Below are 23,960 nucleotides of genomic sequence, written 5' to 3' on the forward strand. Positions count from 1 at the left end.
AATAATTCTATTTCCCGCCTTAATAATTTAAGGGAGTTGTATCCAGGGGCAATAGGTCCTGGGCCTTGCCCAAAGGCGTCCTAAGCCCCGTCCGGTTGATGATGGTCACATTGCCGTTTTTGATGACAATGTCCGTCCGCGCCAGTTCCCTAAGCACAAAGCCCAGGGCCATGACAAAGTTCAGCCGGTCTTTCTCTTCCAGGGTAAAGCCTTCGTAGTCCGGTTTGCGGGCAGCCAGGTCCTGCAAATAGCCAATTTGGTCATCGTGTTCCTGTTTCAGGGTTTCCATGGTTTTGAGCACATGGGTTACCACTTCCACCAGCCGGGCGGTCCGGGCTTCCACGTCCGCCAGCAGCAGGGACTGGGTATCGGTTTCCGTCTTGAACTTCAGGGCTTCTTCCCGGGTCATCTTGCTGCCGTCCTTGCCGGCAAAATAGCCGGGGCGCAGCACCTTGGGAAAGCCCATAATCCGTTCGATGACGCTCATTTCGTCCAGTGCCGTCACCTCGGAGGTGTACAGCGGCTGGTCCATGATTTTTTCCATCACCAGCCGGGATTCGTCCCGTTCCAGCTCATTTTGGCTGTAGGAGCTGGCAGCTCCCCCGTGCAAAGCCAAAATGGTCAGCATGCCCGTGCCTTCCGTATCCAGCTTCTGGTCCCGGATCCGGTCCACCACCCGGGCAATGCGGCGCAGTTTCCGCACGTCCTGGGGCAGCAGGTGCATATTCTTATGACTTTTGTACGTATAGTGGCCAGGAAGGTTTTCAATCTTGTCCAGAATGGCAAAAACCTCTTCATAATGATGCCAGGTATCCAGTTTCAAATGGGCCAAAGCTTCCACTTGGGGCAGCAGCTCCTCCATTTTCTTATAGAACTTGAACCGTTCCTCATTGTAGCGTTCAATGGCATTTTTCACCATGTTTTCAGAGCTGGTGGCGCTCTTGTACAGTTTTAATCCTGCCGCGCCAATTCCGGCTGCGGCCCACACAAAAATTGGTATTGCCATGCAAATCCCTCTTTTCCCGCACCTTACCCCCTGTTTGGTACAATTGTAACTGTACAAATTATAGCCCGATTTTCCTTCTGAGTCAAAACGAAAAGACATTGAAACACGTTCCCATCCGTTGTAAAATGGTATTTGTAAAAAACTACGAGGAGGATCACCCATGAAAAAATTTCTGGCCTTGGCTGCTCTTTTGGTAACGCTGCTGTCCGTGCCCCTTACCGCGGGTGCTGAAAAAAGCGGCTGGAAGAGCGACAGCTTTTCCTTTAACAAAGTAAAGGTGGTATACCTGAAGGATCTTAGCCGGCGGGATGCGGCTTTCCGGCAGGATCATCCTTCCTTCGTCCGGGATGAGGACGCAGTACGGCAAACCTATCTGAAGCTGCAGAAGGATTTGGATAAGGAAGGCGTTACCCTGTACACCAACCCGGTGATGCTGCCTGACAAAAAACTGCGCCAGACCATCAGCTTGCAGGTTATGGTCAACTACGTAGGCACGGAACCTTCCCAGTCCGCCCTCCAGGAAGCAGCTGCCCAAGCAGCCGCTGAGGAAACCGCTGCAGCGGAGGACAAGAAGGATACCAAGAAAGACAAAGAAGACAAGAAAAAGGGACCGGACGGCACAGCTTACGCCAGCGTAACCTTCCTGGCCACTAAAAACGGCGAGGCCATCTGCCAATACACCGACGCCCGTACCAGCACCAAGGAAACCTCCCAGGAGCTGCTGGAACAGATTGTCCGGGAAGCGGCCGATACCCTGACTGAAAACGGCAAATAACGGCATAAAAAATAATGGTGCGCATTCCTGCGCACCATTATTTTTTTGTTTATTTCACCACTACATCGATCTGGCCATTCTTCAGCACCACTTCGATGGCATCGCCGCTCTTGATGTCCCCAGCCACAATCTTGTTGCTGACCACCGTTTCCACGGTGTGTACAATCAATCTCTTGAGCGGACGGGCACCAAAGGCAGGATCGAACCCGGTCTTGGCCAGGTAATCCACCGCCTCGTCCGAAGCCGTCAGCGTCAGTTCCATCTGGCTATGGAGCCGGTCACCCAGTTGCTTCAGAATCAGCTGCACAATGCTCTTAATCTGTTCGGGTTCCAGAGGCTTAAAGACCACAATGTCGTCCACCCGGTTCAGGAATTCAGGACGGAAGAACTTCATCAGCATATTCCGTACTTCTTCCCGGCCGATCTGGCCCTTGTTTTCCATAATCTCATGGGAACCCAGGTTGCTGGTCATGATAATCAAGGTATTCTTGAAGTCCACATTCCGGCCCTGGCCATCGGTAAGCCGGCCGTCATCCAGGACCTGCAGCAGTACGTTGAACACATCTGCGTGGGCCTTTTCGATTTCATCAAACAGCACCACGGAGTACGGATGCCGCCGCACCGCTTCCGTCAATTGGCCGCCCTCCTCGTAGCCAACATAGCCAGGAGGCGCCCCGATCAGACGGGATACCGTATGCTTCTCCATATATTCGCTCATATCAATCCGGATAATGCTCTTTTCATCATTAAAGAGCACTTCTGCCAGGGCTTTGGCCAGTTCGGTCTTGCCCACCCCGGTAGGTCCCAGGAAGATAAAGGAACCAATGGGTTTGTTGGGATCCTTGATGCCGGCCCGGGCCCGGATTACAGCTTCCGTAACAGCCTGGACAGCTTCGTCCTGGCCAATCACCCGTTTGTGCAGGATTTCTGCCAAATGGGCCAGTTTCTTCTTTTCCCCTTCCACCAGCCGGCTGACAGGGATACCGGTCCAGGTGCTGACCACCTTGGCAATATCGTCTTCGTCCACTTCTTCCTTGAGCAGGCGTTTGTCGGACTGTTCTTCCTTTTCCAGGACAGCCAGCTGTTTCTGCAATTCCGGCAGACGGCCGTATTTCAGTTCAGCCAGTTTGTTCAGGTCATAGGAACGTTCCGCTTCTTCCATTTCCTTCTTCACGTTGTCCATTTCCTTCTTGACCTGACGCACCTTGGCAATGCCGCTCTTTTCCTCTTTCCACTGGGCCATGAGCTTGTCATTGTCGGCCTTCAGCTGTTTCAGTTCCTCCTGGATTTTCTCCATTCTGTCCTTGGACTGGGGATCGTCTTCCTTGCTGAGAGCCTGTTCCTCAATCTGTAATTGCAGAATCCGGCGCCGGCTTTCGTCCAGTTCCGTAGGCATGGAGTCGATTTCCGTCCGCAGACGGGCAGCGGCTTCATCTACCAGGTCGATGGCCTTATCCGGCAGGAACCGTTCATTGATATACCGGTTGCTCAGAGTAGCAGCTGCCACCAGGGCGGAGTCCTTGATCCGCACCCCATGATGCACCTCGTACCGTTCCTTCAGCCCTCTCAGGATGGAAATGGTATCTTCCACGCTGGGTTCCTTGACCATGACAGGCTGGAACCGACGTTCCAGAGCGGAATCCTTTTCAATATATTTCCGGTATTCATTCAGGGTGGTGGCGCCAATGCAGCGCAGTTCCCCTCTGGCCAGCATGGGCTTCAGGATGTTGCCTGCGTCCATGGAGCCTTCGGAAGCCCCGGCTCCTACCACCGTGTGCAGTTCATCAATGAACATGATAATCTGACCGGCAGAATCGGAAACAATCTTCAAAATCTTTTTCAGCCGTTCCTCAAACTCGCCCCGGTACTTGGCACCGGCCACCAAAGAGGCCAGGTCCAGTGCGTACAGGGTCTTGTTCTTCAGGGATTCCGGCACATCGCCGGCTACAATCCGGCGGGCCAGGCCTTCCACAATGGCGGTCTTGCCAACGCCCGGTTCACCAATCAGTACCGGATTGTTCTTTTTCCGGCGGGACAGGATTTCAATGGTTCTCCGGATTTCATCATCCCGGCCGATGACCGGGTCCAGATTGCCTTTTTTGGCCTTGGCAGTCAGATCCTGGCCGTATTTTTCCAGGGTTTTCTTGGTTTCTTCTGCATCCTGGCCTCCCTGGTACTTGCCCACCAGGTCCCGGATGGCACTCCGGGTAATGCCGTATTTGTGGCACAGGGAAACTACTTCACTGTCCCCATCGTCACACAAAGCAGCCAGCAGGTGGGAAGGGGTCACCTCTCCCTGCCCGGCAGCCTTCTGGGCCAGAGCAAACACCCGGGCCAGGCCCGTGCTCATGCTCAGCTGATCCGTACCCTTCACGGAAGGGATCTCCTTCAGCAGGTGATCCACATCCCGGTTAAAGGCATTCTCATCCACGTGCAGGCTTTTCAGGACAAATTTGAAAAACCCGTCCGGCTGGCTGCACATGGCGGACAGCAGATGCACCGTGCTCAGCTCCTGATGGTAGTTCATCACGGCCTGCTGCTGGGCTGCCTCCAGTAAACTTTTAACTTCATCATTCAAGCGTTCTGCCTGCATATCCAACACCTCCGCAAAACTTCTTCATAGCATATTGTTATAGCACTTTTTCTGTAAACAAGCAGGAATTTTCACTTCTGCAACGAATAGAAATGTAATGGAATTATACTTTTTTTACCCGTCCACAAGGAGGACATCATGAATTCGTCCATTTATTTATACCATTTGTTTGACGTAGCCGACGAAATCAATCTGAATCTGGTAGAAGCCCTTTGGACCAGCCGGAACAAGATTGCCTCCCGTCTGCGCCTGGAGAAGGTTTCTCCCCAATCCATTACCTTTAAAGATCCGCCTGTACTGGTGGAACTGGGCAGTCACGAATTGACCCTGGCCGGCCAGGAGTACCTGACCGAAGTCAAAGCCCGGATTTTCGATATCGGGGTAGTCAGCCTGATTTTCCATCTGGATGTACCGGAAGACATCACCTATACCCAATACCGGGACCTGGCCATTGCCTTAGGAGCCCTGCCCAAGGAAGATGTCCGGGAATTTATCGATGGAGTCACCGATACCATCAAGCCCGCCTGCACCAAAATGCGTATTTCCGAGTTTGACGAGGACTTTGTGGTGTACTACTTCCGGGATCCCCTGCCCGATTGGGACTGGGCTCCCCTCATTATGAAGGAAAAAGCCAGCCTCAGCCAGGAAACCCGGGATCACGCCCTGGCCAACCGGTTCTCCTACGGTCCGGACGATGTGGTGTATCTCACCTGGGATACCGCCCTCTTGTACGATAAGACCGGCAGCATGGACCTGCCCGACCTGCTGGAATTTGCCAATGCCCAGTTCCTGGAGCTGCGCTATTACGACGCCGCCCTCAACCGGGCCATTGACCAGACCTACGCGGAAATCGACGGGGCCAGCCGTCCCGAAGGACCGGGCCGCCTGCGCACCTTCCGGCAATTGCGCCGTCACCTTTTGGAAGTTATGGCGGACATGAGCGTGCTGACGGGGAACGTGGACAACGCCCTTAGGGTTACCGAGGACATTTTCAACGCCCGGGTCTATTCCCGGTACATGTACCTGCTCCATACTTCCGTTTGGCGGGAGAACATCAACAACAAAATCAATGTGCTCCAGCGCTGCTACTCCCTCCTGAACTCCGAAATCCTCATGCACCGCTTTACCCAGCTGGGCATGGTGGGCATCGGACTTCTGGCGGTCATTGTCATTCTGCTTCTGCTTATATTCTTGTTCTAAAAAAATCACCCAGGAAGCTCTTCTCACTTCCTGGGTCTTATTGTAAACTTTAAAAGTCAAAAAGTCAAATACTTTTTTGATTTTTTGACTTTTATTTTTTTCTCCTAGCCCAAACTAATTTCAGCGTGGCGCTGGATTTCCTTACGCAGGGCCTTTCCGGCCTTCTCCGCCTTTTTCAGCTGTTTTTCCACCCCGGCGCTTTCCCAGCCTGCCGCATAGCACAGGGCAAAGCCCAGCCGGCGCACCCGCTCTTTCTGGGCGCCAGCCTGATAGGCTTCGATTTGGGCGCAGGTCCGGCAGACCTTGTACCAGGCAGCCTGGTAGGCTTTCCCGGCCTTCACCAGCTTCTTTTTGCCCAACGAGCCGGACAAAGCTTCTTCCAGCACCAAGAGGCCGCTGAGCAACGCCATATTCTCCCTGGCAGCCAAAGGGCTGGGATTGCCGCTTTCACTAAGCAGCCGGGCCTCCTGCTGCCACTTGTTCCAGTAGCGGGTCCGCAGGTCCCCCAGGTGCTGCACCTCCTGGTTTTCCACCGCCAGGGTGGACAGGTACAGCAGCTGCCACAGGCCTGCGGCGGCGGCCTGGGCATAGTACCGGCTGCCCTGTTGTTCCAGCTCCGCGCCCTGGCGTTTCAGCCATTGGGCTGCTTCCTGCAGAGGCTGGTCTTCCTGGCGAGCCAAAAGGTCTTCCAGCCGTTTTTCTTCAGGAAGGGCCTGCTGATCAAAGGGCAGCTTCAGAAGCCCTTGCAGAATCGTGTCCCCCTTTTGCCAGGAGGTACCGGAAAGAAAGTCCTCCCCCAACTGCCACAGACCCCGGCAGGCTGCCAGCTGCTCCTGATATTCTTCCAAGGAAAAACCTTCCGGGTCCCGGCGCCGCTGTTCCAGCTGATCCAGGGCTCCGCCGAGGCTGGCAGCCACAAGACCCCGCCAAGCCCCTTCCGGCGGCATTCCCGCCTCACAGCTGTACCGGGCCTGTTTTTGCCACAGCCCCCGGTCCGGGGTTAGCAGTGCCAGTCCCCGCTGGAATTTGCTGCGTTCTTCCGGCAGCAGGGGAATTTCCCGGGACAGGGACGCCGTAAAGCGCAGCAGGTCCTTTTCCCGGCCCTTTTTGATTTCCAGCTCGATTTCCTCAATGGGTTCCGTACTGTCCCCAGCCTGGATGCTGCCCGTATCCACCGCCACTTCTACCACCGTACTCTTGGTCAGCTGAAGCAGCGCCACTTTTCGGGTAAACTCCACGGTAAATAACGGCAGCAGCTCGTCTTCCGTCAAAAGGGTCTGGAGCTTTTCATCCATTTGGGGGGCAAAGCCCACCAGCACCGGCTGCTCCTTTTCCAGCTGCACCGTATACTCCTGCCGTGCGGAGAACCCGTTCACCGTTTCTCCCCGGGTTTTCACGGTGGCTTCAAACGCCTTGCCGTTGGTCCGGCGGATCCGGTAGGCCATTCCCGTCCGGGTCAGCTTCTGGTCCCTTGTATCGTAGTATCGGTTCACCAGGGCCAGCTCATGCCGGCTGCCTGCAATCAGCTTTTCCTTTACCAGGGGAAGCTGCAGCAGTTTTTTGCGTCCCGCCGGGGTTGATACCAATTTGATTTCCTTTTCTTGTCCGTTTGCCATAAAAGCCACTCTCCTCGTCTTCTTGTACTATTGTATCATACGTAACCTGGTTGCAGAAGACATACAGCTTGACTTGATTTGTTATAATGAAACTGATTGTGCAGTATATAGAGGAGGAATTTGCATGAAGAAACCCATTGATGTTTTTGCTGCGGCAGAAACCATTTTAAAAGCCCTGCCCAAGGGCATCCTGCTTACCACCCAGGAAGGCACCAAAACCAACACCATGATTATTGGCTGGGGCAGCCTGGGCGTCAACTGGGGCAAACCCGTTTTCACTGCCTACGTCCGGGAAAGCCGGTACACCTGGCCCCTGCTGGAGCGTACCCGGGAATTTACCATTAACGTACCCACCGGCGCCCTGGACCCCAAGGTGCTGCAAATTGCCGGTTCCAAATCCGGCCGGGACCTGGACAAAATCAAGGAATTGGGCTTAACCACCGTTCCCGGAGAAAAAGTCAGCGTTCCTGCCATCAAAGAACTGCCCCTGACCCTGGAATGCAAGGTCATCTATATCCAAAAGCAGGATCTGGACCAACTCACTGATGAAGCCAGCAAAGCCAGATTCTACCCCACGGTCACCCCGGCGCTGCCCAGCGGTGACACCCAGGACACCCATTTCACCATTATGGGCGAAATCGTGGCTGCCTATCTGGAAGAATAGTTTTGCAAAGAAAAGGATGTGCCTTCGGGTGCATCCTTTTTTAGGTTAACTATTCCCGGGGCCGTTTTCAGCTTTCCTTTTTTTACCATGCAGAAATGTTAAGAATTTTACACATATATGATAAAAATTGTAAACTCGTCAAAAAATTTTTTTCTGTGTTTTTTCCCTTAAAAATATTTTTATTCTTGTGTCCAATCGGTAAAAATTATGCCATATATGGAAAATATTAATAAAAATATGCACGCTTTGCATCTATATTGAGGAAAAACTGTGCTTTTCTTCGGGACTTTTGTTGATTGATAACATTTTTCGAGTATCGGCTATAAGAAATCTCTACGCTGTTTTTATTGACAATCTTCTTCTTAAAAGCTATTATTAAAATGGTTCTTGTATATATTTCAGAAACTTACGTATAATTCTTGGAAACGGAACTTCCTTAGCCGGCTTCGTTTCCCGCCGATGAGTCCAAAGGAGGGGCTACTACCATGTTAACACGAGAAGAGCTGGCCCAGCGTCTGAAAGAAATGCGGTTAAAGATCACCCCGCAGCGGCTGGAGGTATACGCAGCACTATCCGATCCTGATCGTCACCCCACTGCCATGGAAATTTATGAGGATGTAAAGCTGCAAATGCCTACGCTGAGCTTTGCAACCATTTACCAGGCACTGAACTTTTTCTGCCGTATAGGCCTAGTCCGCATGATTGATGTGGGTGACGGCATTATGCGCTACGATGTGGATACCCGTCCGCATGCCCATATTCGCTGCGAAACCTGCGGCCGGATTTTCAATCTGGACTGGGACTACAAGAAGGCCTTTGATGATGAAGTGGCAGATAAAAGCGGCTTCCTGATCTATCGCCATCAAACGTATTTCCTGGGCCTGTGCCCGGACTGTCAAAAAGCATCCCCCAGGCAATAAGGCCTAGCGCCTTTTGCGGGGTCCGGGCTGCCAGAGCCGGCAGCCCGCCAACTTCATATTTTTTATCCATAGTATCTAAGGTTGTACAGCCTGGAACTATGGATTTTTTTCTGCGGCCCGTCTGCGGCCGCAGAAAAAAGGGGGTGTGAAATAATACTTACCCCAAAAGAAAAAACGGCTTACGAGCTCAAAAGAGTTCGCAAGTCGTTTTTTGTTCTTTATAACCGTATCTAACAAACTTCCTCAGTCAGTCCTGCGGACTGACGGCCCCTACACGCTTTGCGGCCGCATCCAAATAGCCCGACAAATTCTACAAGTGGCTGTTTGGTCAATAAGGCCCATGCGATAGCTGCCCAAGAATTGAGCCTGTAAGGCGAAAATGATTGGCTGGCAGCGAACCGCTCAGGGGCCAGTCTTAGGCCTATACGAGTCATGTGCAAAACGGGCACCGCAAAGCAGCATAGTTTGTAAATACTTGCACTACCCTAAGTCTATTACTTGACCAGTAGCGGCATAGAACGCTTCCTGCAAGCGTTGCGGCCGCATCCAAACATCCCCAAATCCTTCCAAAGGATGTTTGGTTAATAAGGCCCATGCGATAGCTGCCCAGGAATTGAGCCTGCAAGGCGAAAATGACTGGCTAGCAGCGAACCGCTGTAGGAAGTGTCGCCGCCCTTTCCGCCGCACGTTGTGCGGCACCTTCCCCATAAATGGTATGCTATGAATAAAGTAGACTGGCATATAGTTAAACCTCCTGGATTCGTTGAAAGGAGAGTATGTAAAATGTCTATATCGAAAGTCAGTGCAGAGGATAAATTAAAGGCTGTCAAAGCTGTTCTTGCTCATGAAGAATCACCAATGGTTTCTGCAAAAAGGTTAGGGGTTCACTGGAAAGCAGTACAGTATTGGGTAGATGAATATATAGGAAATGGTCCTGAGGTATTTAACAAAAGACAGGTTAAAAGTTATTCTGCTGATCTTAAGATCCAATGCGTAGAGGAATATCTTAAGGGCGAAACGACTATGTCCCAGCTGGTACAAAAATACGGATTAAAAAGTTCTCGTCAAATCAGAGACTGGTTAAAGAAGTATAATAGTCATGAGGAACTAAAAAGTTCGGGTACTGGAGGTGCCAAGATCATGACTAAAGCTAGACAAACGACCTTTGACGAGCGCGTTGAAATCGTAAAATACTGCATTGAAAACGGGAATGCTTACCATGAAACCGCTGAAAAGTTTAAGGTTTCCTACCAGCAAGTCAGAAATTACGTCTTAAAATATAATAAGTACAATACCGAAGGACTCATAGATGGGCGCGGACACAGGAAGCCAGTAGAAGTCCCTGAAGAAGCCCCTACAGAATATGAGTGTATGAAAGCTGAACTCAAACTGGCTAATGCAAAACTCAAAGCCAAGGATATGGAGATTGATTTCCTAAAAAAACTCGATATTGTGGAAAGGAGGCGGGATTCACACAAATAAGATATGGAGCCATTTATGAAGCCATTAAAGAACTGCACGCTGAAAAGAATTACCCTATTCTTGGCCTGTGCAAATTGGGAAAAGTGTCCCGGGCCGGCTACTACAAATGGCTTCATAGAGAGCCTTCAGCACGCGAAATTGACGACAAGGAAATTGCTAAAAGAATAGAAGAGATATACAAGGCTGACCCAGCTAAAGGGTACAGACGAATAGCTGATGACTTACGAGCCCCAAATAAGAAGATCTATCCTGACACGAAACCAATAGCAATTGGTGACGGTCGCGTTCTTCATCTTTGTCGAGTGATAAATATAAAGTCTACGATTAAATATGCCCCTAAGGGCTGCACCCAGCGTGCAATAGATCCTGCATACATTGCAGAAAATATCTTGAATAGGGAATTTAAAGCCGATGCCCCTAACCAGAAATGGTGTACTGACGTCTCAGAATTTCACTACTATGAGGGGGTAGTTGTGCATAAGGTATATCTGAGCGCGATTATTGACCTGTATGACAGACGAATTGTTTCCTATGTGATAAGCAACCGGAACGATAAAAATTTGGTATTCAATACCTTCAATAAGGCATTGTTGAAAAACCCTGGCGCGCATCCCCTGTTTCACTCTGACCGGGGATTCCAATACACCTGCAGGGATTTCCGCAAGATGATTCTAGATGCTGGTATGACGCAGAGTATGTCACGGATAGGAAAATGCATTGATAATGGCCCGATGGAAGGCTTCTGGGGCATGCTGAAAAGAGAACGGTACTATACTCGTGACTTCGACAGCCGTAAAGCTTTGGTAACGATGATTAATAACTACATGGAGTATTACAACAGTGGCCGTTTGCAGCGGAATTTGGGCCGTTTGACCCCTATGCAAAAACATAATAGCTACCAAATGGCGGCGTAGAGGTTTATATTATTAGGAACTGTCTACTTGACGGGGAGCACACCATAAATGTTGAAGGTAATAAGGAACGAACGACGATAGAAGTTTCATTATTTCACACCCTCTTTTGCTGTCTATAGAGTTTTAGGCCTCAGAAGGGTCCCAATTTTACGGCGGTGCAGTAGCTCATGACCCCAAAGGCCACAATCCACCACAGTCCCACCATGGGCACCGCAAACTTCCACCATTTCTTCAGGGGCACCCCAGCTATGGTCAGGATGGTCATAGTGGTCCCGCTGGCAGGGGTAATGCAGTTGGTAAACGCATCCCCCATTTGGAAGGCCATAACCGCCGATTGCCGGGTCATGCCCACCAGATCCGCCAAAGGCGCCATAATGGGCATGGTGATGGCAGCCTGACCGGAACCGGAAGGCACCACAATATTGAACAGGTCCTGGACGATGAACATGCCAAAGCCCATCAGGTAATGGGGCAGCAGGTTCAGGGCGCCAGCCAGATAGAAGATAATGGTGTCCAAAATCTTGCTATCCGTCATGATAATGGTCACGCCCCGGCACATGCTGACCATCAGGCAGGGCAGGGCCATATTCTTGACCCCGGCTACAAAGGCATCGGAGTAGCCCTTGGGGCTGAGTCCCCCTACCACGCCGGCGTACACCGACAGCATCAGGAACAGGGCAGCCAGTTCTTCAATGTAGAAGCCAAACTTGATAACCCCTACCAGCACCGCACAGATGGTGGCCACAAAGCCCACCAATACCAAGGTATGCCGTTTGGTCAGGGCCACATGGGCATTTTCGTCTTCCTCGATATTAAGCTTTTCCTTGTAGATCTTGTCCAGTTCATACATGGGGCTGCTTTCCGGGTTTTTCTTGACCTTTCTGGCGTAATGCATCACGTAGGTAATACTCACCAGAATCAGGATGACCAGCATCACCATACGCACCTGGATGGCAGAGAACATGGGCAGGCCGGCAATACTCTGGGCCACCCCTACGGTAAAGGCGTTGGTCACCCCAGCGCCGTAGCCGGTGCCTACAGAAGCCAGCACCAGGGCCACTGCCGTAATGGAGTCAAACCCCAGGGCATAGCTGACGGACAGAATCAGGGGCAGGAACGCAATGTATTCTTCGCTGCACCCGGCAAAGGAACTGAGCATACTGAACACGGTAATGATCACGGGTACCATCAGGATTTCCCGGCCCGCCATTTTCCGCACCACATGGCCCATGGCCGCGTGAATGGTACCGGTAGCGGCCATTACGTTCAGGGCGCCGCCGATGATCATCAGGAAGCCCACAATTTCGCTGGCTCCCTTGATGCCCTTGGGAATGGACATAAAGGCTTCAAAGATGCCCACCGGATGCTGCTTAATAAAATGGAAGGTGTTGGGATCCACCACCATCCGGCCGCTGGCCGCATCTTTTACCCGGTCAAAAATCCCGGCAGGAATGATGTAGCTGGCCACCGCACTTAAAAACAGGATAAAGGCAATAATCAGAATCGGACTGGGTACCGATAAGGTTTTGTTGACGGGCTTTTCCGGCACCGTCTTCGTTTCTTCACTCACAGTGGACTCCCCCTCAAAATGGTTATAACTTGCAAATGGCTGCTGCCAGCAGCTTGGTCCGGGTAAACATCGTTTCTACATTGGCAAATTCATGCTTGGTATGGGCTCCGTCCCCCTGCACCCCGCAGGAACACAGGATGGGAATCCCTGCCTTGGCCATAAAGGACGCATCGGAGCAGCCGCCGGGGTGGGCCGGGCCAAAGGCTGGCTGGCCAAATTCCTGGGCAGCCTGGTTCACCAGGTCCAGGAGGTGCTCATTGCCCGCCGTCTTTTCAAACACCGGCATGCTGGACACAAACTGCACTTCCGTAGTCGTACCGGGCACATAGGTCCGGGCACAGATTTCCTTGATTTTTTCTTCCAGCATGGGCTTATCCGCATTGAAGTCGTAGCGGCAGTCCACCTCAATCCGGCAGTGGTCCGCCACCGCATTGGACACCGTACCGCCGGAAATAATATCCGTGCTGACAATCAGCCCTAAATCCAGGTTGGTCAGCTTCCGCAGCTCCACAATCTTGTAGGCCATTTCCTCAATGGCGTTGCTGGAAGACGCATAGGCGTTGCCCACATGGCCGGCCTTGCCGGTTACCGTAATCCACACGTCCATGCAGCCTTTCCGGCCCACGGTAAGCCCGTTGTCCATCCGGCCCGTTTCAAAATTAAACGCCGCCAGGCAGCCTTCCGCCTCCTGGGCCAGCAGCACATCGGCCTGGGAACCTATATGGGTGGTTTCCTCGTCCCCGACAAAAACCAGCTTGAAGGGATGCTTAGCATACCCCAGCTTGTCCAGCACCTTGGCCAGGTAAATGGCCATGACGATGCCGCCCTTCATATCATTGACCCCGGGGCCATAGGCCTTTCCGTCCCGGATGGTAAAGGGATTTTCCGGATAGCTGCCGTTGGGAAATACTGTGTCCAAGTGGCCGCTAAGCAAAATAGGTTTGCCCGGCCGCTCCTTGCCCAGGTACGCCCGCAAAAGCGGAATGGGGCTGCCCGTGGGCAGCAGTTCACTGGCAAAGCCTTCCCGGTTTAATTTGGCATTGACCTGGCTCAGCAGAGCAAACATGCGCTCTCCTTCTTTGCTGCCGGCCTGAAAATTCACCAGCTCTTTCCAGTAGTCCAGCATTTCCTGGCGGTAGGACTCCACCGCCTGTTCGATGGCTTCCCTTGTGATTTCCATAGGTACGCCTCCTTGTAATGGATAATGATAATTATAATGAGTATTTTTTATTCTATACTGTATCCCTGGAAATAGCAACAAAATTGGATAAATATGCAAAAAAGATAATTTCATTACAATTTCTTGTAACAAAATTATCTTTTTTATCCTACGCTTATTGCTGGCTTCAGCCAAAAAACAGCATCAGCCCCGTGGTCAAAATGCCGCAGACACACAGGGAAATAGAACTCATGGCCCCCTGGACCTTGCCGATTTCCAGGGCCTTGCTGGTGCCGATGGCATGGCTGCAGGCCCCGATGGCCACCCCTTCCGCTACCGGATGGGTTATGCGGAACAGCTTGGCCAGCCAGGGAACGATCACCGCCCCTTCAATGCCGGTAAACACCACCGCTGCCGCGGTGATTCCCGGAATGCCCCCGCCGCTTTCCGATATGCCCAGGGCAATGGCCGTGGTCACGCTTTTGGGCAGCATGGAAATGGAAAACACCTGGTTGGTGCCAAAAAGCCGGCACAGCAGGATGGCCGCGCCAATGCTGACCAGGCAGCCCACCGTGCAGCCAATCACCACCGGAAGAAAATTCTTATGGAGAATTTCCCGCTGCTGGTAGATATTGAGCGCCAGCACCGCCGTGGCAGGTCCCAGCATCAGGGACACCAGGGAGCCCCCTACATTGTATTGTTTAAAGGAGATACCAAAAACCGTAAGCACCACCACAATCAGCACCGCTGCCACCAGTACCGGGTTCAGCAGCAAAAGGCCGGTCTTTTTCTGGATTTTCAGCCCCAGGGCCCAGCAGGCAAAGGTCAGTGCCAGGCCAAAGAACGGATTGCTGGCAAAGGAACTAAGCATGGGGCACCTCCTGTCTGTCCCGGAACTTCAGCACCAGCTGGATGGTCCAGGCCGTAACAAAATACACCAGGGGCGTGGTCACCAGGGTTACCACCGCAAAGGGCAGCAAATAGGCCTTCAGGGTTTCCAGATATTCCACGGTTCCCACCAGGGCAGGCACAAAAAAGATGCCCATGCTGCCCATCAGAAAGGTGGCAACGCCCCGGATCTGTTCCGGTTTGATGACCTTCCGGTACAGCAGCAGGGTCAGCAGCAGAAGGCTTACCACGCTGGCCGGCATGGCCACCGGCAGCAGGTGGGTAATGCCTGCGCTGATAAGACACAGGCTGAACAACAGGGCCAGTTCAGTTACGATTTTCATGAGTTCTCCTTTTTCTGATTTGTGTATTTTTTTGCATGATTGTTTTTAGTATACTTGATTCCTGTGCAGTTGAAAAGGCATTGGCCTAAAAAAGTAGAACTTTTTTCTCAGAATTGGTATAATAGATGCGTTATGCGGTTGTAGCTCAGATGGATAGAGCATCTGCCTCCTAAGCAGAGGGTCGCGCGTTCGACTCGCGCCAATCGCACCAAAGCTGTTTCTGGGTCCTGCCTGCGGGCGGGGCCTTTTTCTTTTGGACGCAAAAAAGCGCCCTTTCCTGCCCCTTTGCAGGAGCCGGAAAAGACGCTTGCGCCGCAGCTTTTAGAATTTGTAGGATACGCCTACGTTGACACCGTGGGTCTTGGCATCAATATCGCCGGAGAAATCCTTGTACTTGCTGTCGTTGTAGGAAATATTGCCTTCCCAGTTATCGGTAAAGGCATAGCCCACGCCCACTTCGTATTGGGTGATGGTGTTGCCGATGCCAAACTTGGCCCAGCCCGTGGTCTTGTCCGTAATGGGCAGCCGGCCAATGGCGCCTACCTGATAACCGCTGGTGTTGTCATGGTAGCCATGGAGTTTGGCCCGGTTCCGTACATAGCCGCCGAAGCCGTACAGATAGGGGTTAAATTGATAAACCAGGTTTACCTGGTGGGATTGCACCGATGCATTTTCGTTGCCTTCGTGCGCTGCATACGTGTAGTCCAGACCCAAATTGTCCGCAATGCCTACCGTAGCACCTGCCCGGTACCGGGTATCACCGTCGAAGTCCACGGAATGGCCGTCTTTCTGGCCTTCCAAATGGGTGCCCACCGTAACATTGGCATCGATCTGGGCTGCTCCCGGGGCGATTTTGGCAAGCGGAGATGCGCTGGCCAGGGTCAGGGGCAGCAGGCTCATTACTGCAGCCGCAATGATAATTTTTTGCATGGGAAATCCCTCCTCGTATGAAATATCATCCCTGGATGATTGTTATTTACCTTACTATTATACACTTTTCCCCAAAAGAACGCAAAATCACGCCCGGTCGCCCACCAGCTTCACGCTGATAATGGCCAGCAGCAGGGCCACAAAGGTGGGCACTACCCAGCCCATACCCAGGCTGAACAGGGGCAGAATCTTGTAATAGCCGAGAATCTGCAGCACCAGGGGAGAATTGGCCAGGCCCTGGGGCAGTGCGCTCAGGGCGTCCCCAAAGGCAGCGATTCCGGCCAGCACCATGGGCCAGCGGTACAGCCGCTTGCTTTGGCCAAACAAAGCCCGGGCAAAAGAAGACAGAATCAGGGTAATGGCCAGGGGATACAGGAACATCAAAATAGGAATGGCCAGCACAATAATCTGGGTCAGCCCCACATTGCCTACCAGGAAGGCAATCACGGCAAAAGCCACGCACCAGCCCTTATAGCCCAGGCTCATGGGGAAGAATTCCGCAAAGGTATCGGAGCAGGCGGAAATCAGGCCGATGGCCGTCTTCAGGCAGGCCAGGGTCACGATGACAGCCTGGAGCAGGCCGCCCAAGGGGCCAAAGTAGTACTGGGCAATCTGGGCCAGGGCAATGCCCCCGTTGGCAGAAAGGGCCAGCTTGCCCATGCTGGAAGTACCCAGCCAGGTAATCATGGTGTAGATCAGGCTCATGAGGATTACTACAATCACGCCCACCTTGATAATGTCCCGGGAAACCGTTTTCCGGTCCGTGACCCCCAGGTTATGCATGGTATCCACCACGATAACGGAAAAGGCCAACATGGCCAGAACGTCCATGGTGTTGTACCCTTCCTTAAAACCGGTCAGGAAGGCATGGCCGCTGTAATCCCCCTGGGGTGCAATCATGGCCACGGACCCCATGGGGTGCAGCAGGGCGGCCAACACCAAAAGGCACAGGAAGGTCAAAAAGGCCGGGTTCAGCCATTTGCCGATGTACACAATCAGCTTGGAAGGCTTCAGGGCAAAGGCCAGGGCCACCGCCATAAACACAAAGGTAAATACGGCCAGGGCCACTGTGGGATTGGTACTCCCCAAAAAGGGCACCACCCCAATCTGGAAGGATACGGTGGCTGTACGGGGCAGGGCAAAAGCCGGCCCGATGGTCAAATACAGCAAAATGGTAAAAATCCGGGCGAAGATGGGATGCACATTGCCCGCCAGTTCTTCCACCCCAGAACTTCCGGTAAGCCCAATGGCCAAAAGGGCAAAGAAGGGCATAAATACCCCGGTAAAAATGAAGCCCCAGTTGGCGGACCAGAAATTGGAGCCCGCCAACTGCCCCATATGCACCGGGAAAATCAGATTGCCGGCCCCAAACAGCATGCCAAACAGCATGGAACCGATAAACAACGCATTGGCTCTCGTTAATTTTTTCTCCATGTGGCGCCTCCTATTTTGCCGTCAGTCCGCCGTCCACGCTGACTACAGCGCCGGTCATAAAGCTGTTCATAGGCGACAGGATGGCACAGATCATATGGGCCACTTCTTCCGGCTGGCCAATCCGTTCCATAGGATAGATGGAAGCCATGGCACTCATGGTGTAGCCGCCTTCTTCCATTTGCTTGCGCACCAGGGGCGTTTCCACATCCCCGGGGCACAGGCAGTTCACCCGCACCCAAGGCGCCAGATCCAGGGCCAGGGACTTGGTAAAGGCCACCACAGCCCCTTTGGAGGCTGCGTAGACGCTGCACCCATAGTTGCCCTCCAAAGCCGCGTCAGAGGCAATATTCAGCACCGAGGGGCCCTCCTCCTGCATAAGCGGCAGCAGGGCCTTGGTCAGGAACACCGTTCCTTTCACATTCAGGTTCATTACCTGGTCATAATCTTCTTCCGTCAGCCGGTCCAGCATCCGTTCCTGGTACATCCCGGCACAGTTCACCAGAAAATCCAGTTTCTGGCCTTCCAGGGCTGCCGCCACACTTTGGCAGCCGGCCACTGTGCTGAGATCTGCCTGGACAAACCGGGCCTTGCCGGCGCCGCTTAGGCTTTCCACCGCCTGGGCACCCTTTTGGGCATCCCGGCCAATGAGAATCACTTCCGCACCATCCTTCACCAACAGCTGGGCTGCCGCCAGGCCGATACCCGAGGTACCGCCGCTGATGACGCCCCGCTTTCCTTCCATTCCGTACGCAGCCATTGTCCAATTCCCCTTTCTGTTTGCGCAGGTCTGCTGCCCTTCCAGGCAGTTTCCCCGGCGCTGTTTCTGATTGTTATAGAATGACAGTATGCGCCGCCCAGGGCTCACCCACCCCAGGCATAGAAAAAAGGAGTATCGCATTTCTGCGACACCCCTTTCATTGCTTGGTTGTTTATTCTTCAGATGCTATATCTTACAGCTTAACAACGTTCGCAGCTTGTTCACCGCGGTTGCCTTCGACTACATCGAATTCAACAGCTTGGCCTTCTTCCAAGGTTTTGAAACCGTCGCCTTGGATTGCGGAGAAATGTACGAATACGTCGCCGCCATCTTCGCGTTCAATGAAACCATAACCCTTTTCAGCATTAAACCATTTTACTTTGCCAGTCATATTACTTGGCCTCCTAAAAAATATTGCGAAAAACGATCCACCTATCTGTGATACTTTGCGTTCAACATTCAGTAAGTCCGCTTTCTCTGAGAATCATTCTAGCATAACAGGACTGCTTTTACAAGCAAAAGTACAAGAAAAAGGGGCTGTATTCATGTAATTTTCTGAAGTTTTCCCGTAAAGCATCGAACCAGCTCCTCTTTCCTCGCTTTCTTTAAATGTTTTAGAACATACTCCCGTTTCAAGGCATCTTCCCGGCTGGAAACTTCCTCAAAATAGACCATTTCCACCGCCTTGAAGCCCCGGGTAAACTTAGCGCCTGTCCCCGCTTGATGCTGGGCCAGGCGCCGCTTTAGGTCAGTGGTCCACCCGGTGTACAGCGATCCATTGGCACAGCGGATCATATACACGTAGGCTGCCATTATTTTACGATTTCAACCTTTTCCATCACAACGTCTTCCAGGGGACGGTCACTGAAGTCCGTAGCCGTGGAGCCGATTTTGTGGACCACATCCATACCTTCGGTGATTTTGCCGAAAATGGCGTGATGGCCGTTCAGCCAGGGCGTAGGAACCAGGGTAATGAAGAACTGGCTGCTGGCGGTGTTGGGGCCGGCATTGGCCATGGACAGGATGCCCTCGCTGTCGTGGGCCAGGCCAGGACCGAATTCATCCCGAATCACGTCCTTGGAGCCGCCCCGGCCGGTACCAGTAGGGTCCCCGCCCTGGATCATGAAGTCATCGATAACCCGGTGGAAAATAATGCCGTCATAGAATTTTTCTTCCACCAATTTCAGAAAGTTGGCAGCCGTAATAGGCGCCTTATCCTCAAAAATTTCCGCAGTGAAATCCCCTAACGTTGTGTGAAAATGTACTTTTCTGTTCATATTGCATCTCCTTTTTATTTATAGACGGCAAGCCGTCAAGATACCACAGGCTGTTTCCGTACTTTTGACTGATACACGTAAATTCCGCCCACCATCAGCACCAGCCCGGTCAGGGCCAGAATCTGGCCAATGGTCATAAAGGCTCCCAGGAAGCCCCCGGCCAAGGGGCCGATGGCGCCGCCCAGCTGGTCCGCTGCCGTAGCCAGGCCAAAGGCCTTGCCCCGCTGGGAAACCGGAGTTTCCTGGGTCATGCTGGTGTACAGGTTGGGAGCTGCTCCTGCCAGGAACAGGCCGTAGACAAAGTACAGAATGGCAAAAATCCAAATGTTGTGGCCGAAATACTGGGCCACGTCCATAACCCCGGCACTGAAAAGCACCAGGGACAGGACCCGGTTGCAGCCGTAGGTATGCCCCTGGGTGCCCCAGAAGGGAGCGGCCACAATACCGGCAATTCCTGCCAGGGACAGGATTACCCCGGAAATGGTCACCACATCCGGAGCCCCCTGGAGCAGGTCGTTGACATAAATGGTCAGCAGCGGCTGCACCACCATAATGCAGGCCTTTACCAGGGCAAAAAGCAGCAGGATGCCAAACAAGGTTTTCTGGGTGAGCATGCCCCCCAGCTGCTGGAACATCCCCTGCTTGGCTTCGGCAGCCGATGGCCCTTTGGGATGGTCCCGGGGTACCAGAAACACCAATGCCAGAGCCGCCAGGCCCAAAGACCCCGCCGCCACCATAAAGGACATCCGCATACCAAACAGACTGCTGAGAAAGCCCCCCAAAAGCGGCCCCATAATGCTGCCGCTGGAGTTGGCGGTCTGCATCAGGCCCATGCCCCACCCCATCCGGCTTTCCGGCAGGATGTAGGAAGCCATGGCCATACAGGCCGGAACAAACCCGCTGATGATGCCCATCAGCACCCGCACCCCCAAAAGCTGCCAGGGGTCCGTTACCAGGGCCGTAGCGGCATAACAGAAGGTCAGCCCCACCCCGGCCCGGATGGCATTGATTTTCTGCCCGGACACATCGCCCCGGGCACCCCAGTAGGGTGCCATCACCCCTGCCAGGACAAAGGTCACGGCGATAATCACCCCGGACCACATTTTGGCATTGGCCGCCGGCAGGTGCAGCTCCTGCACCAGAAATAACGGCAGGAAAGGCACTACCATGGTATAGCTGGCGCATACCAGAAAAACACAGATCCAAAGGACCCCGAAAGTCCGCTTCCAATTGGCGGACATGGCCTGATCCATGGTTACCCTCTCCTTAGGCTTGATTTTGTTTTAATAGTCCCGCACCACCAGATCCGACAGGTCTAAGGGAACCCGTCCCGGCTCCGGCTGCTGGACACTGGCCAGGGCAATGAGTTTTCCCTGGTCATCCACGTAAAAATTGTCCGGGTCCAGCCGGGCATCGCTGCCCAGCTCTGCCAGCCGCTCTTTTACCGCAGCTTCCCGGTTCTTTCCCAGAAAATACTCGTAGGTCAGCCGGCTCCCCGTATTCAGGTCAAAAACCATGCCGTACTGGAGATCCGTCCGCTCGGCCGTTAGGGAATTGGGGTCCGAACCCCCAATCAAGGGGGAAACGTACACGTATTTTTTGAGCTGGGACCAGCTGGCCAGGTTGTTCACCTCGGACACCGGATAGGTCCGGTACCGGATGGGCTTGCCGGTAAATACCAGGCTCAGCAGCCCCCGCCGGTTATACGTCACCTTGCACTGGAGCTCGCCCCCCACCGGCCCGATAACGTGCCGGTATACCGAGTAGTAATTGCCCAGCTCCTGGTTGATCCGGTCCTGGACCCGGGGCGGTACTTCCCCGGTTACCTGGGGATAGGTGCTGCGGTAAACATTTTCCGCAATCTGCAGCGGCGGCCGCTTGTCTTCCTTTAGTGCCCCTTCCCGGGCCGGCGCCGCGTACCAGGCGGTGACCCCATCACGGGTAGCCACCTTGGCCCATTCCAGGCCGTTGATTTCCCGTTTCCCAAAAATCATTCCCAGACTGCCCGCCGGGGCCGCCCGCATAATGGTATCCGGCTTTTCTTCCGGCAGGGTCCGGAGATAGCCCCCGGAAAAGGTAATCCGTTCCATCTTGTGTTCCCGGGTCACAAATTCCACCCGGGCGCCCCGTTCCCCTTCCCCAGGAGCCAAGGTCTTGGTTTCCTGGCTGGGGGCCGGGCTGGTCAGAAGTTTTTCCTGGGTGCTGGCCGCTTCCGTCCCCTTACTGGAGGCAGTGCTTTGGCTCCCGGTACTGCTGCCGCAGCCCGTCAGCAGGCTGGCAGCAAGAAGTGCCGCTAGTAATCCTGCCTGGAGCCGCCTTTCCCCGGTCATTGCCGGTGCTCCTGGAGCCACGAAGCCGCAGAGAGCAGGGCCACCTGCCCTTCCCCGGCGGCCTTGTTGATCTGCCAGGGCAGGCCGGTGCAGTCCCCGGCAGCAAATACCCCGTCCACGCTGGTAGCCATCTGCCGGTTCACCGCAATAAAACGGCCGTCCAGTTTCAGGCCCGGCAGCAGCTTTTCCAAAGGATCCGTTTCCCGGAGGATAAAAATACCGTCCACCGGTTCCGTGCCTTCCGTGGTTTTAAGGGCGGTAACCTTGTCCCCGCCTTCCACGGCGGTGGGTTTCCCCGTCCGGATGCGGATATTCTTTTCCGTAAAGGCCGGCACGGGATATGTGGCCCAAACGTCCACTTCTGCCGCCAAAGAAGCCAAAAACAGCACTTCTTCCCAGCCAGATTCCAGGGTGGTGATGACCCCAATATGTTTTCCTTTATAGAAATTCCCGTCGCAGGTAGCGCAGTAGCTGATGCCCCGTCCCAGATAATCCGCTTCTCCCGTAAGGCCCTTGCCGTGGGCCACCCCGGGAGCCAGGATGACAGTTTTGGCTTCGTAAATATCCCCCGGAGTCGCCAGGTAGAAATGGTCCTTCAGGCTCATGACGCTGAGCACCTTGTGGGGCACCACCACAGCGCCCCCTTCCTTGGCGTGGGCCAGGAAGGCGTCCATCAGCGCCTTGCCGGATTGGTCCGGCATACCCAGGTAGTTCTTGATACTGTGGGATTTGCGCAGTGCCGGGGCAAAATCCCCGGCGTCAAATAACACGGCGGACAGGTTCCGGGCGGCTGCCGTAACGGCAGCACTCAGGCCCGCAGGACCTCCGCCGATAATGGCTGTATCATAGATCATTTTGTACTCCTTGCCGGCCCTGGGTTCTGTTTTTCCCAGGGCCTACCGTTTCAGCAGAACCGGGCCACGTCCTTGAGCTTCAGCTTGGGCACGTAGTAATCCCGTTTCTCGTCCACATAGTAATCCAGGCTGCTGCCCTCCTGGGCCTCCACCAGGGTGCTTTGGTGGCTGGGATACCCCAGGGCCAGCACAATATTCACTTCCCAGCCTTCCGGCACAGAAAGGAGCTCCCCAATGGCTTTCCGGTCCACAGCTGCCATAATGCAGCTGCCTACGCCCTGTTCCCAGGCGCAGATGGCCATAGTGTCCAGGGCAATGCCCAAGTCCACATTGGTTAGCGGCCCCGCATTGTTTTCCCGGAGTACCACCACAAAAGCCGTGGGCTGTTCTCCCTGGACAGGGGTGCCGATGGCCTTGGGCAGCGCCGCCGCCCAACGCACCAGCGGCTGCATAGCAGCCACGTTTTCCGGGCTTTTTACCACGATAAACCGTAAAGGCTGGCCGTTGCGGCCGCAGCTTCGGGTATGGGCCGTGTCCACCAGCGTATGCAACAGCTCCTCCGGCACCGGTTTTTGGGTAAAGCGCCGGTAGGTCCGGCAGCCCTTATATAATTCAGACAAACTCATGCAGGTTCCTCCTTATTTATTCCACATCCACCAGGTAGCCCATCGCCCCATCTGCCGATAAGGTCAGCACGTGAGGCGCGTCTTCCAGGAACAGCACAGCCTGATTCTGGCGGATCTGCAGCGGCGAATTGAATACATCTACCGGCTCAAAGCCCACTACGGGCAGGGGCCGTACCACACCCAGGGCGTCCTCACCAATCACGGACACTTCATTCAGGTGGGTCCGCCCCACCCCGTGCTTGCCGTAGCTCAGAATCAGCAAATCTTCCTTGCCGGGACGAAATTTCAATTTATACAGGGCATAGTCCACACCCTTTGGGTAGGCCACCAGGCCGATATTCTGGTCGTTCTGCCAGGCCAGCGCCATGACCCGCTCACTGCCGGGCGTCCCCGTCAAAATAGCCGAAATCTGCCGGGGCACCCCTTTGGTAAATTCCACTGTCAGGGCCGGCTGCAGCTGGCCGTTTTGGGAAAATCCATATTTCGGGGCAAAATACTGGGCGGCTTGAACGGTCGGTATGGGCAGCGTCAGAGCCAGGGCCAAGGCAGCTGCCTCCCATTTTTTATGCATCGCCGCACCTCCTTGCTTACAGGTAACTTCTTCTTGCTTACAATTTACTT

24 protein-coding genes and 1 tRNA gene are annotated in these 23,960 nt (G+C 53.8%); 7 read left to right on the forward strand and 18 right to left on the reverse strand.

The features are described 5' to 3' along the window. Positions 1-19: 19 nt before the first annotated feature. Positions 20-1,006: a hypothetical protein gene (locus tag LKE88_RS08055; RefSeq protein WP_105326408.1), complete on the reverse strand. Its 987-nt coding sequence runs from the start codon at positions 1,004-1,006 to the stop codon at positions 20-22. A 160-nt stretch (positions 1,007-1,166) separates the two neighbouring features. Between LKE88_RS08055 and LKE88_RS08060 the strand changes: the two genes are divergently transcribed. Next, on the forward strand, positions 1,167-1,781 hold the full coding sequence (locus LKE88_RS08060) for a hypothetical protein (RefSeq protein WP_105326409.1): 615 nt from the start codon (positions 1,167-1,169) through the stop codon (positions 1,779-1,781). Positions 1,782-1,830: 49 nt separating this feature from the next. On the opposite strand, the gene clpB is transcribed toward LKE88_RS08060, so the two are convergent. Next, a complete protein-coding gene (gene clpB / locus LKE88_RS08065) occupies positions 1,831-4,374 on the reverse strand; it encodes an ATP-dependent chaperone ClpB (RefSeq protein ID WP_105326410.1) in 2,544 nt (847 codons plus the stop codon). Between the two features lie 138 nt (positions 4,375-4,512). Here clpB and LKE88_RS08070 point away from each other — a divergent pair, with 138 nt between their 5' ends. Next, positions 4,513-5,574: a hypothetical protein gene (locus tag LKE88_RS08070; RefSeq protein ID WP_105326411.1), complete on the forward strand. Its 1,062-nt coding sequence runs from the start codon at positions 4,513-4,515 to the stop codon at positions 5,572-5,574. 104 nt (positions 5,575-5,678) lie between these two features. Here LKE88_RS08070 and LKE88_RS08075 read toward each other — a convergent pair whose 3' ends face one another. Next, entirely contained in the window at positions 5,679-7,190 is a 1,512-nt protein-coding gene (locus tag LKE88_RS08075; RefSeq protein WP_276803293.1) for a CYTH domain-containing protein, read from the reverse strand. 124 nt (positions 7,191-7,314) lie between these two features. Here LKE88_RS08075 and LKE88_RS08080 point away from each other — a divergent pair, with 124 nt between their 5' ends. The 4 genes from LKE88_RS08080 (at position 7,315) to LKE88_RS08095 (ending at position 11,170) form a co-directional block, all read left to right on the forward strand. Continuing rightward, a complete protein-coding gene (locus LKE88_RS08080) occupies positions 7,315-7,854 on the forward strand; it encodes a flavin reductase family protein (RefSeq protein WP_105326413.1) in 540 nt (179 codons plus the stop codon). Positions 7,855-8,339: 485 nt separating this feature from the next. After that, the gene (locus LKE88_RS08085) at positions 8,340-8,774 is read left to right on the forward strand and encodes a Fur family transcriptional regulator (RefSeq protein WP_105326414.1); all 435 of its coding nucleotides are present in this window, start codon (positions 8,340-8,342) and stop codon (positions 8,772-8,774) included. 720 nt (positions 8,775-9,494) lie between these two features. Then, positions 9,495-10,256 carry a helix-turn-helix domain-containing protein gene (locus tag LKE88_RS08090; protein WP_105325742.1) on the forward strand — a complete coding sequence of 254 codons (762 nt, stop codon included), beginning with the start codon at positions 9,495-9,497 and terminating at the stop codon, positions 10,254-10,256. 23 nt (positions 10,257-10,279) lie between these two features. After that, positions 10,280-11,170, forward strand: coding sequence for an IS3 family transposase (locus LKE88_RS08095; protein WP_255419934.1), 891 nt, complete (start codon positions 10,280-10,282; stop codon positions 11,168-11,170). A 130-nt stretch (positions 11,171-11,300) separates the two neighbouring features. Here the strand turns inward: LKE88_RS08095 and LKE88_RS08100 are convergent, their stop codons facing one another. From LKE88_RS08100 to LKE88_RS08115, 4 genes are all read right to left on the reverse strand, one after another. Continuing rightward, positions 11,301-12,740 (reverse strand): YfcC family protein, encoded by a 1,440-nt coding sequence (locus tag LKE88_RS08100; RefSeq protein ID WP_118286770.1) that lies wholly within the window; start codon positions 12,738-12,740, stop codon positions 11,301-11,303. Positions 12,741-12,762: 22 nt separating this feature from the next. Next, complete coding sequence (locus LKE88_RS08105; RefSeq protein ID WP_105326417.1) at positions 12,763-13,920, reverse strand: M20 family metallopeptidase; 1,158 nt, start codon at positions 13,918-13,920, stop codon at positions 12,763-12,765. Between the two features lie 166 nt (positions 13,921-14,086). Further along, positions 14,087-14,770 (reverse strand): LrgB family protein, encoded by a 684-nt coding sequence (locus LKE88_RS08110; RefSeq protein ID WP_276803298.1) that lies wholly within the window; start codon positions 14,768-14,770, stop codon positions 14,087-14,089. Further along, positions 14,763-15,131, reverse strand: a complete 369-nt coding sequence (locus tag LKE88_RS08115) for a CidA/LrgA family protein (RefSeq protein ID WP_105326419.1) — start codon at positions 15,129-15,131, stop codon at positions 14,763-14,765. The genes LKE88_RS08110 and LKE88_RS08115 overlap by 8 nt, the downstream gene beginning before the upstream one ends. 134 nt (positions 15,132-15,265) lie before the next feature. Between LKE88_RS08115 and LKE88_RS08120 the strand changes: the two genes are divergently transcribed. After that, positions 15,266-15,342: transfer RNA gene (locus tag LKE88_RS08120), tRNA-Arg, on the forward strand. A gap of 110 nt (positions 15,343-15,452) precedes the next feature. Here the strand turns inward: LKE88_RS08120 and LKE88_RS08125 are convergent. From LKE88_RS08125 to LKE88_RS08175, 11 genes are all read right to left on the reverse strand, one after another. Then, on the reverse strand, positions 15,453-16,061 hold the full coding sequence (locus LKE88_RS08125) for a porin family protein (protein WP_105326420.1): 609 nt from the start codon (positions 16,059-16,061) through the stop codon (positions 15,453-15,455). 87 nt (positions 16,062-16,148) lie between these two features. After that, complete coding sequence (gene brnQ / locus LKE88_RS08130; RefSeq protein WP_105326421.1) at positions 16,149-17,495, reverse strand: branched-chain amino acid transport system II carrier protein; 1,347 nt, start codon at positions 17,493-17,495, stop codon at positions 16,149-16,151. 10 nt (positions 17,496-17,505) lie between these two features. Next, entirely contained in the window at positions 17,506-18,252 is a 747-nt protein-coding gene (locus tag LKE88_RS08135; protein ID WP_276803300.1) for an SDR family NAD(P)-dependent oxidoreductase, read from the reverse strand. Between the two features lie 193 nt (positions 18,253-18,445). Continuing rightward, complete coding sequence (locus LKE88_RS08140) at positions 18,446-18,643, reverse strand: cold shock domain-containing protein (RefSeq protein ID WP_105326423.1); 198 nt, start codon at positions 18,641-18,643, stop codon at positions 18,446-18,448. A 152-nt stretch (positions 18,644-18,795) separates the two neighbouring features. Then, a complete protein-coding gene (locus LKE88_RS08145; RefSeq protein ID WP_105326424.1) occupies positions 18,796-19,065 on the reverse strand; it encodes a GIY-YIG nuclease family protein in 270 nt (89 codons plus the stop codon). Then, a complete protein-coding gene (locus LKE88_RS08150; protein ID WP_105326425.1) occupies positions 19,065-19,529 on the reverse strand; it encodes a peptidylprolyl isomerase in 465 nt (154 codons plus the stop codon). The genes LKE88_RS08145 and LKE88_RS08150 overlap by 1 nt, the downstream gene beginning before the upstream one ends. A gap of 35 nt (positions 19,530-19,564) precedes the next feature. Then, on the reverse strand, positions 19,565-20,782 hold the full coding sequence (locus LKE88_RS08155; RefSeq protein WP_105326426.1) for an MFS transporter: 1,218 nt from the start codon (positions 20,780-20,782) through the stop codon (positions 19,565-19,567). A 30-nt stretch (positions 20,783-20,812) separates the two neighbouring features. Continuing rightward, a complete protein-coding gene (locus tag LKE88_RS08160) occupies positions 20,813-21,859 on the reverse strand; it encodes a hypothetical protein (protein WP_105326427.1) in 1,047 nt (348 codons plus the stop codon). Further along, positions 21,856-22,713, reverse strand: coding sequence for an NAD(P)/FAD-dependent oxidoreductase (locus LKE88_RS08165; RefSeq protein WP_276803304.1), 858 nt, complete (start codon positions 22,711-22,713; stop codon positions 21,856-21,858). The genes LKE88_RS08160 and LKE88_RS08165 overlap by 4 nt, the downstream gene beginning before the upstream one ends. Before the next feature lie 50 nt (positions 22,714-22,763). After that, positions 22,764-23,339, reverse strand: a complete 576-nt coding sequence (locus LKE88_RS08170) for a nitroreductase family protein (RefSeq protein ID WP_276803306.1) — start codon at positions 23,337-23,339, stop codon at positions 22,764-22,766. A 16-nt stretch (positions 23,340-23,355) separates the two neighbouring features. Next, on the reverse strand, positions 23,356-23,910 hold the full coding sequence (locus tag LKE88_RS08175; RefSeq protein WP_276803308.1) for a hypothetical protein: 555 nt from the start codon (positions 23,908-23,910) through the stop codon (positions 23,356-23,358). Positions 23,911-23,960 lie beyond the last annotated feature (50 nt).

Origin of the sequence: Acidaminococcus hominis (assembly GCF_022484025.1) — a bacterium.
GTDB lineage: Bacteria > Bacillota > Negativicutes > Acidaminococcales > Acidaminococcaceae > Acidaminococcus > Acidaminococcus hominis.

Excerpts from the sequence above, each read along its gene's own strand:
- LKE88_RS08055 (WP_105326408.1), bottom strand. The coding sequence starts at position 1,006 with ATGGCAATACCAATTTTTGTGTGGGCCGCAGCCGGAATTGGCGCGGCA.
- LKE88_RS08060 (WP_105326409.1), top strand. The coding sequence starts at position 1,167 with ATGAAAAAATTTCTGGCCTTGGCTGCTCTTTTGGTAACGCTGCTGTCC.
- clpB (WP_105326410.1), bottom strand. The coding sequence starts at position 4,374 with ATGCAGGCAGAACGCTTGAATGATGAAGTTAAAAGTTTACTGGAGGCA.
- LKE88_RS08070 (WP_105326411.1), top strand. The coding sequence starts at position 4,513 with ATGAATTCGTCCATTTATTTATACCATTTGTTTGACGTAGCCGACGAA.
- LKE88_RS08075 (WP_276803293.1), bottom strand. The coding sequence starts at position 7,190 with ATGGCAAACGGACAAGAAAAGGAAATCAAATTGGTATCAACCCCGGCG.
- LKE88_RS08080 (WP_105326413.1), top strand. The coding sequence starts at position 7,315 with ATGAAGAAACCCATTGATGTTTTTGCTGCGGCAGAAACCATTTTAAAA.
- LKE88_RS08085 (WP_105326414.1), top strand. The coding sequence starts at position 8,340 with ATGTTAACACGAGAAGAGCTGGCCCAGCGTCTGAAAGAAATGCGGTTA.
- LKE88_RS08090 (WP_105325742.1), top strand. The coding sequence starts at position 9,495 with ATGAATAAAGTAGACTGGCATATAGTTAAACCTCCTGGATTCGTTGAA.
- LKE88_RS08105 (WP_105326417.1), bottom strand. The coding sequence starts at position 13,920 with ATGGAAATCACAAGGGAAGCCATCGAACAGGCGGTGGAGTCCTACCGC.
- LKE88_RS08110 (WP_276803298.1), bottom strand. The coding sequence starts at position 14,770 with ATGCTTAGTTCCTTTGCCAGCAATCCGTTCTTTGGCCTGGCACTGACC.
- LKE88_RS08115 (WP_105326419.1), bottom strand. The coding sequence starts at position 15,131 with ATGAAAATCGTAACTGAACTGGCCCTGTTGTTCAGCCTGTGTCTTATC.
- LKE88_RS08125 (WP_105326420.1), bottom strand. The coding sequence starts at position 16,061 with ATGCAAAAAATTATCATTGCGGCTGCAGTAATGAGCCTGCTGCCCCTG.
- brnQ (WP_105326421.1), bottom strand. The coding sequence starts at position 17,495 with ATGGAGAAAAAATTAACGAGAGCCAATGCGTTGTTTATCGGTTCCATG.
- LKE88_RS08135 (WP_276803300.1), bottom strand. The coding sequence starts at position 18,252 with ATGGCTGCGTACGGAATGGAAGGAAAGCGGGGCGTCATCAGCGGCGGT.
- LKE88_RS08140 (WP_105326423.1), bottom strand. The coding sequence starts at position 18,643 with ATGACTGGCAAAGTAAAATGGTTTAATGCTGAAAAGGGTTATGGTTTC.
- LKE88_RS08145 (WP_105326424.1), bottom strand. The coding sequence starts at position 19,065 with ATGGCAGCCTACGTGTATATGATCCGCTGTGCCAATGGATCGCTGTAC.
- LKE88_RS08150 (WP_105326425.1), bottom strand. The coding sequence starts at position 19,529 with ATGAACAGAAAAGTACATTTTCACACAACGTTAGGGGATTTCACTGCG.
- LKE88_RS08155 (WP_105326426.1), bottom strand. The coding sequence starts at position 20,782 with ATGGATCAGGCCATGTCCGCCAATTGGAAGCGGACTTTCGGGGTCCTT.
- LKE88_RS08160 (WP_105326427.1), bottom strand. The coding sequence starts at position 21,859 with ATGACCGGGGAAAGGCGGCTCCAGGCAGGATTACTAGCGGCACTTCTT.
- LKE88_RS08165 (WP_276803304.1), bottom strand. The coding sequence starts at position 22,713 with ATGATCTATGATACAGCCATTATCGGCGGAGGTCCTGCGGGCCTGAGT.
- LKE88_RS08170 (WP_276803306.1), bottom strand. The coding sequence starts at position 23,339 with ATGAGTTTGTCTGAATTATATAAGGGCTGCCGGACCTACCGGCGCTTT.
- LKE88_RS08175 (WP_276803308.1), bottom strand. The coding sequence starts at position 23,910 with ATGCATAAAAAATGGGAGGCAGCTGCCTTGGCCCTGGCTCTGACGCTG.